9 protein-coding genes and 1 pseudogene are annotated in these 6,564 nt (G+C 60.3%); 6 read left to right on the forward strand and 4 right to left on the reverse strand.

Going from position 1 to position 6,564, the window contains the following annotated elements; translation table 11 throughout:
* The coding region (locus AC2FNU_RS23385; protein ID WP_496793386.1) for a transcription antitermination factor NusB at positions 1 to 537 on the reverse strand (537 nt) is incomplete at its 3' end.
* A gap of 88 nt (positions 538 to 625) precedes the next feature.
* Between AC2FNU_RS23385 and AC2FNU_RS23390 the strand changes: the two genes are divergently transcribed.
* Positions 626 to 808, forward strand: a complete 183-nt coding sequence (locus tag AC2FNU_RS23390; RefSeq protein WP_496793389.1) for a DUF1674 domain-containing protein — start codon at positions 626 to 628, stop codon at positions 806 to 808.
* 4 nt (positions 809 to 812) lie between these two features.
* Here the strand turns inward: AC2FNU_RS23390 and AC2FNU_RS23395 are convergent, their stop codons facing one another.
* Positions 813 to 1,667 carry a LysR family transcriptional regulator gene (locus tag AC2FNU_RS23395; RefSeq protein ID WP_496793392.1) on the reverse strand — a complete coding sequence of 285 codons (855 nt, stop codon included), beginning with the start codon at positions 1,665 to 1,667 and terminating at the stop codon, positions 813 to 815.
* 99 nt (positions 1,668 to 1,766) lie between these two features.
* Between AC2FNU_RS23395 and tmpA the strand changes: the two genes are divergently transcribed.
* The 3 genes from tmpA to AC2FNU_RS23410 are packed head-to-tail and all read left to right on the forward strand — an operon-like array spanning position 1,767 to position 4,155.
* On the forward strand, positions 1,767 to 2,903 hold the full coding sequence (tmpA, locus tag AC2FNU_RS23400; RefSeq protein WP_496793394.1) for a 2-trimethylaminoethylphosphonate dioxygenase: 1,137 nt from the start codon (positions 1,767 to 1,769) through the stop codon (positions 2,901 to 2,903).
* Positions 2,900 to 3,490 (forward strand): (R)-1-hydroxy-2-trimethylaminoethylphosphonate oxygenase, encoded by a 591-nt coding sequence (gene tmpB, locus AC2FNU_RS23405; protein WP_496793398.1) that lies wholly within the window; start codon positions 2,900 to 2,902, stop codon positions 3,488 to 3,490. The genes tmpA and tmpB overlap by 4 nt, the downstream gene beginning before the upstream one ends.
* On the forward strand, positions 3,487 to 4,155 hold the full coding sequence (locus tag AC2FNU_RS23410) for an ureidoglycolate lyase (RefSeq protein ID WP_496793402.1): 669 nt from the start codon (positions 3,487 to 3,489) through the stop codon (positions 4,153 to 4,155). Before tmpB ends, AC2FNU_RS23410 begins: the two co-directional genes overlap by 4 nt.
* Here AC2FNU_RS23410 and AC2FNU_RS23415 read toward each other — a convergent pair.
* Both AC2FNU_RS23415 and dapB read right to left on the reverse strand, forming a co-directional pair.
* A complete protein-coding gene (locus tag AC2FNU_RS23415; RefSeq protein ID WP_496793407.1) occupies positions 4,142 to 4,825 on the reverse strand; it encodes a DUF2306 domain-containing protein in 684 nt (227 codons plus the stop codon). The two genes, AC2FNU_RS23410 and AC2FNU_RS23415, sit on opposite strands and share 14 nt — an antisense overlap.
* 39 nt (positions 4,826 to 4,864) lie before the next feature.
* A complete protein-coding gene (dapB, locus tag AC2FNU_RS23420) occupies positions 4,865 to 5,674 on the reverse strand; it encodes a 4-hydroxy-tetrahydrodipicolinate reductase (protein WP_496793411.1) in 810 nt (269 codons plus the stop codon).
* Positions 5,675 to 5,765: 91 nt separating this feature from the next.
* On the opposite strand from dapB, the gene rbfA reads away from it, so the two are divergent.
* Together rbfA and AC2FNU_RS23430 are read left to right on the forward strand one after the other, a co-directional pair.
* Positions 5,766 to 6,161, forward strand: coding sequence for a 30S ribosome-binding factor RbfA (gene rbfA, locus AC2FNU_RS23425; RefSeq protein WP_171093264.1), 396 nt, complete (start codon positions 5,766 to 5,768; stop codon positions 6,159 to 6,161).
* Positions 6,158 to 6,564 (forward strand): annotated as a pseudogene (locus AC2FNU_RS23430) (phosphodiester glycosidase family protein); the annotation flags it as partial. The gene rbfA and the pseudogene AC2FNU_RS23430, both read left to right, overlap by 4 nt.

Below are 6,564 nucleotides of genomic sequence, written 5' to 3' on the forward strand. Positions count from 1 at the left end.
ATTCGACCCCGGCTTCAAAGTCAGATCAAGCGGTGCGCCTGCGAAATGCGCCTGCTCCATTCCTGTCACGGCATCCGCGCCCCATGCCATGATCAAGGGATCGCGAAGCCATTCCGGCAAACGCGGGACACGCATTTTGGGCCATGCCTCGGGCCCTTCGGCTGCGACTTTGCGCAGAACCGCATTCACCAGGCCCTTGAGACGCCCATGCTTGCGCGACCGGCTGATGATCTCGACCATGGAATTCACCACACCATGCGCGGCTTCACCATTACACAGCTCAACTGCGCCCAGCCTGAGCGCGTTGTGAACGGTCAGAGCAGGCGTGCGGTTCAAGTGATTGTCCAGCAACCTGTCGGCGCGTTCCAGCCCGCGCAAGGTCTCCAACGCCAGACGTTGAGCGCGCGCGCGATCTTCAGGCCCCAGCCGGTCCAACGCGCCCGCTGCGAGACATTCGGACAACAGGCGACCCTCACCCAGAACCTGATCGAGAAGATAGATTGCGCTGCGCCGTGCTGCTGTTGCGCTGTTTGCCATGGTACTGCCTTACTGTGACTTGCGCCCGCATTGCCAATGGCGGACGCGGGCGTATATCAAGACACAGCACGGAAAGGAACCCGATGTCATGAGTGACAACCGCAAAGACCTGCCCCCAGCCGCCCAACGCGCACTGGCCGAAGCGGAAGAACGCCGGCGCAAAGCCGAAGCCGAGGCCAAGGCGTTGCCCAAGGAACTGGGCGGGCGCGACGGACCGGACCCGGCCCGCTATGGCGATTGGGAAAAGAAGGGCATCGCCATCGATTTCTAGGCGCTCAGCCGCGCAGCGCCTGCAAAAAATCCTCTATCAGCGCGCGTTGTTTTTTGGATTTCGCCCGATCTTCGGGCCAGGTCAGCCAATACCCGTCTTTGGTTTGCAATTCCGGCAGGCCCATCCTGCGCAACCGACCCTCTTGTAGATCGGCGAAAGCCAGAGGTACCGACCCCAGCACCACACCCAGTCCGCGTCGCGCTGCCGAGATCGCGTGTTCCATCGAATCAAAACTGATTTGGGACGGCGGTGCATCCTCCTGATTGCATTTTTGGGCCCATTCCCGCCATCCGGGGCGTTCTCCGCGCAATTCGATCAGAGGGGCACCCCACTCGATTCCCGGTGCGGCCATAGGCACAAGAACCTCATGCGCGATCAAGGCCGCGTCGCGCCCAGCCCACATGCCACGGCCATATCGGATCTGCAGCCAGGTCCGCTCTTCATCCAAGGTTGACCGGCGCGCCCCTGAATCGGTCAGCACCCGCACTTTGGGCCGCAACTTTTGAAACGCAGGCAGGGCTGGCAGGACAAGCGCGTGAATGTTGGACGACAATCCGGCGACGCGCAGCTCTCGTGGGGACTTTCCGAACAGGTCCTCGGTATTGCGTTCAAGCGCCTGAAGGCTGTCTTGCACCAGCGGCAGATAGCTCTCGCCTTCCACCGTAAGTGACACACCCCGCGCTTCGCGCACGAACAGAGACCGGCCCAGCCAAGCCTCCAGATTGCCGATCCTTTGGCTGACAGCGGCCTGCGTCAAACCAAATTCCTTGGCCGCAGCCGAGAACCCCCCCAAACGCCCTGCAGCTTCGAACACGCGCAACCAGTCCAGCGGCGGCAATCCGATCTTTTTCTTAGCCATTAGATTTTCCAAGCCTCAGCCGAAATAAGGATTAATTGTCGTAATGCCATGAACGGCGTATCTGCTCAACCAAAGCTCGCGCCGAACAGGAGACCCCAAATGCTGCGCACCGCCACTCATGACACTTCGGTTGTCACCGTTGCATTCGACACCGGAGCCGAGGCCCGTTTTCACGCGATCTGGTTGCGCGACAACGCGCTTGATCCTGAGACCCGCTCACCCGGAAACGGCCAGCGCCTGATCACGATCGGCGACATTCCAGCCGACGTCTCAATCAGCGCGGCCGAGGTTGTTTCTGGCGATCTGAAGATCACGTTCCAGCCCGAGGAAAAGTCCGTCGTCTTCCCCGCCGAATGGTTGGCAGATCACATCTATGACCGCGATCAGGACAACGCGTTTGGTCGCATCGCCCCAGGCATCACCACGTGGGAAAGCGGCATCAACGCACCCAGCGGCGACTGGAATGAAGTTCACGTAAACCCGACCACCAAACGTGATTGGCTGGCAGCCGTCGCAGAATTCGGGTTTGCCAAGCTTACGGGTGGCCCGACCGCACCAGAATCGCTGCTGAAAGTGGCTGATCTGTTTGGCTATGTACGCGAGACGAACTATGGCCCCTATTTCGAAGTGCGGACTGAGGTGAACCCAACCAACCTTGCCTACACCGGGCTTGGCTTGCAGGCCCATACCGACAACCCCTATCGCGATCCGGTGCCGACGCTGCAAATCCTGTATTGTCTGGAAAACTCGGCCGAAGGCGGTGACTCGATCGTGGTTGATGGATTCCGCGCTGCCGAAAAGCTGCGTGCGCAAAATCCCGAAGACTTTGCCCTGCTGGCCGGCTACCCGGCACGGTTCGAGTACAAGGGTTCAGACGGGGTTTGGCTGCGGTCGCGCCGTCCGATGATCGAACTGTCTCCGGACGGGGAATTGATCGGCGTCCGCTTCAACAACCGCTCAACTGCGCCGCTGGTCGATATCCCATTTGACAAGATGGACGCATATTATGCCGCCTACCGCCAATTCGGCGAAATCATCGACGACCCGGCGATGGGCGTGTCGTTCAAGCTGGAACCGGGCGAAAGCTTTATCGTCGACAACACCCGCGTGCTGCACGCGCGGCTGGGCTATTCCGGCGCGGGCTCACGCTGGTTGCAGGGATGCTATGCTGACAAGGACGGCTTGCTGTCCACACTCGCCGCGATGGAAATAACGCACCCGGAGGCGGCTGAATGAAACCCGATTTCTCGACGTTGAACCGTGACAATATCGTAGCCTTCATCGGTGACATTTTCGAGCGCCGCGGCGGTGAGGAATATCTGGGCGAACCTGTCACCATGGCCCAACACATGCTGCAAGGGGCCACCATCGCCGAGCAGAACGGCCAGCCGGAAGAAATCATCGTCGGCGCGCTGCTGCACGACATTGGCCATTTCACCTCCGAGTTTGGCACCTATCACCCCGACGACACCGAAGACCGCCATCACGAAGACGCAGGGGCGGAAGTGCTGGAACAGTTCTTCCCATCGGTCATCACCGATTGCTGCCGCTATCACGTGGCGGCCAAGCGGTATCTCTGCGCTACCAAGCCCGAGTATTTCCAGCGCTTGTCTGCTGCTTCGGTTCATACGCTGGAATTGCAGGGCGGCCCGATGAGCGCGGAAGAGGTTGCCGCATTCGAATCCAACCCAAACCTGAAAGAGATCATTCAGGTGCGCTTTCTGGATGAGGCTGGCAAACGCGCGGATATGGAGACCCCCGATTTCGCCCATTTTGCTCCCATGGTGCAGCGCATGGTCGACAAACATCTGGGCACGTCATGACTGCACCTGAATACATCTTCGAGGCCAGTTCCAAACCCTCGTTACCCTGGCATGAGGTTCCTCTGATTCGCGCAACGGATGAGACGGTCAAAGGCTATGGCTGTCTGGTCGATGACCCCGACAGGTTCGAGATTGAGATCGTACGCTGGCCGCAGCAAGGCTGGCGCCCCATCGATGAAGGCACCGGCGACGAAGGCGGTTGGGTCGAGGGTACGTTCAAATGCGACTGGCAAGGCGATGTGCTGTATGGCGAGAACGAAGCGGTCAAAGGCCACTACGTTCTTGGCTGGTCCGCTGATCCGCAAACCGCGCAGACAGACCGACAAACCGCGTCCCGTGATCAGGTATTGCTCTGGCACATGAACTATCACCCCGACGGTGGACAGATGTTCTGGCCTCTGGACAACAAGCCTTTCATTGTCCCCGCCGCTCTGCCCGGAGACAACCTGACCCCGGACAAGGTGGTGGCGTTCTGGTGCGACGGTTCAAGCGGCCTCTATATCCATCCCGGCATCTGGCACGAGGGGATTTTCCCGGTCGAAGATGACCAACGGTTCCTAGACCGACAGGGTGCGGTTCACGCACGGGTCAGCGCCGATATCGGGAAAGAGTTCGGTGTGTACCTGGCCTGCCCTTTGCGCGAAGACAGGATCAAGGAGCTGTGACCAAAACACCTTGGTGCCCCAACCGTTTGCGCAGGATCCAAATCTGCGCGGCCAGCAAATAGGGCACAAAGAACGCAAAGTTCTGAACCAGATCGAAAGGGCCCGAGAAGTCGGGCTCTGACCCCAGCCCACCGGTCAGCAGATACCAAAGCGTGTAATGCACCCGGTACAGCCACGACCCTAAGGCAAGCCAGAACAACCGCAGCCCCCAGGCCCAGTGCCCCGCGCGATCGTTGCAAAGCGCCATGCGCGCGACCATCAAAGCTGCGGTGAACAGGCAAAGGCCGTATAGGAAAAACGCGGCAGACATCACCGGCCCACCAATCGTGCCTTGCAAAGGGATATAGGTCATACCTGCCATCCCTGTTACAAGCGCCAGTGCGACCAGCACAGCACCCAAGGCGCGGTGAAACCGGTTGAAGCGCTGCCGAAGGGCGCGGACCAGTTGCAACGGCACCAACACCACCAGGAACGTTCCTGTAAGGATGTGCAGCACCATCGCGGTGCGGCCGATACGTTGACCATCAGCAAAAAGATAGCTTCGCTGGGCCGCATCCGACGACAGGCCGACGCCAATCATACCAAACCCGTGCGCCACAAATGGCAGCAGTGTCAGATAAAATAGTGCCAGCAGGACACCGGTTGCCAGACCGGAACGACGTATACGCATGGATCAGAGCTTAGCGCCAACAATTCGGGCGTTTATGGCCTACAAACCCAGCACGTCCACCATGTCATACTGCCCGGGTGCCTTGCCCTGACCCCACAGCGCGGCCTTGAGCGCACCACGGGCAAAGATTGCGCGATCACTGGCCAGATGACGCAGGACGATGCGTTCTCCGGGGGCAGCGAAGAGCACATCATGTTCGCCTACAATATCGCCGCCGCGAATGGCGTGGAAACCGATATCGCCCCGCTTGCGCGCGCCGGTGATGCCGTCGCGGCCCCGATCAGACACATCCGCCAGATTGACGCCGCGCCCCTCGGCGGCGGCTTCACCCAGCATCAGCGCTGTGCCTGAGGGAGCATCGACCTTGTGGTGGTGATGTCCTTCGATGATCTCGATATCGAAATCTTCATCCAACGCCGCAGCGACTTTTTTGGTCAGTTGCACCAACAGGTTCACGCCCAGGCTCATATTGCCCGCCCGCACGATCACGGCGTGGCGCGAGGCCGGTTCAAGTGCCGCGATTTGTTCATCGGACATGCCAGTTGTGCCGATCACGTGGACACAACGCGCCTGCGCAGCCAGAGCGGCAAATTTCAAAGTCGCTTCGGGCGCGGTGAAATCAATCACCGCTTGCGCTTGCGCAAACGCCTCCAGCGGATCATCGGTGACGGTGACGCCCAGCGCCTGACCGCCCATGGCCTCGCCCACGTCCTGACCGATCCAATCATGGCCTTTGCGCTCGACCACGCCAACCAGACGCGCCTGATCGCTGTCGGTAACAGTCTTGATCAGCATCTGCCCCATACGGCCCGAAGCCCCTGTGATAACGATCCCCGGAATATGGGTCATTGCGCTGGTCCTTTTCGCTAAGTCGGCTCAAAGCCTCCTACCCCGTTCGCGCCCGCTTGGCAAAGCCCCGCTTTGGGCTTAGATCGGGGATATGGCAAAGAACAAATTCCACGATGGCCCCGGCCCGTCCCAACGACAGCTGCGTGTCGGCGAACTGATCCGTCGCACCCTGTCCGAAGTTCTGGCGCGCGGAGATGTCCACGACCCCGACCTGAACCGCATGTCGATCACCGTGGGTGAGGTGCGCACTTCGCCCGATCTCAAAATCGCCACCGCCTATGTGCTGCCGTTGGGCGGCAAAGGGCAAGAGGACGTGATCGACCTGCTGGCCCGCAACAAAGGTGAGTTACGGCGCGTGATCGGCAAGAAACTGAACCTGAAGTTCTCGCCCGATCTGCGGTTCCGTCTGGATGACACGTTTGACCGTCTGGACGACACCCGCCGCATGTTCCAGCAGGACGCGGTGCGCCGCGATCTGGACGAGTGATCCGGGCACTGACCATTTTGGGCGCGGCTTTATGGGCCGCGCAAGCCTCTGCGGTGACCTGCGAAAACGTGACCCACGAGGATCTACGCTACACTGTCTGCGAGGTCGATGCGACTGCAGCGGACCTGCGCCTGTTTCTGAATGGTGAAGACGGCGAAGTGCTGGGGCATTTCTCATCGGTTAACGAGACGCTTGAACCCGAGGGCAAACGGCTGGCCTTTGCGATGAACGCCGGCATGTATCATGACGACCGCTCGCCCGTCGGCCATTATGTCGAGGATGGGCAGGAGCAGATGCGGGTTATCCCGAACCCCGGCCCCGGCAATTTCGGCCTGCTGCCCAACGGGGTGTTCTGCATCCGCGACGGGCGCGCCGATGTGTTCGAGACGCTGGATTTCGTGGA

The sequence above is a fragment of the Ruegeria sp. BHSB064 genome (assembly GCF_059613205.1).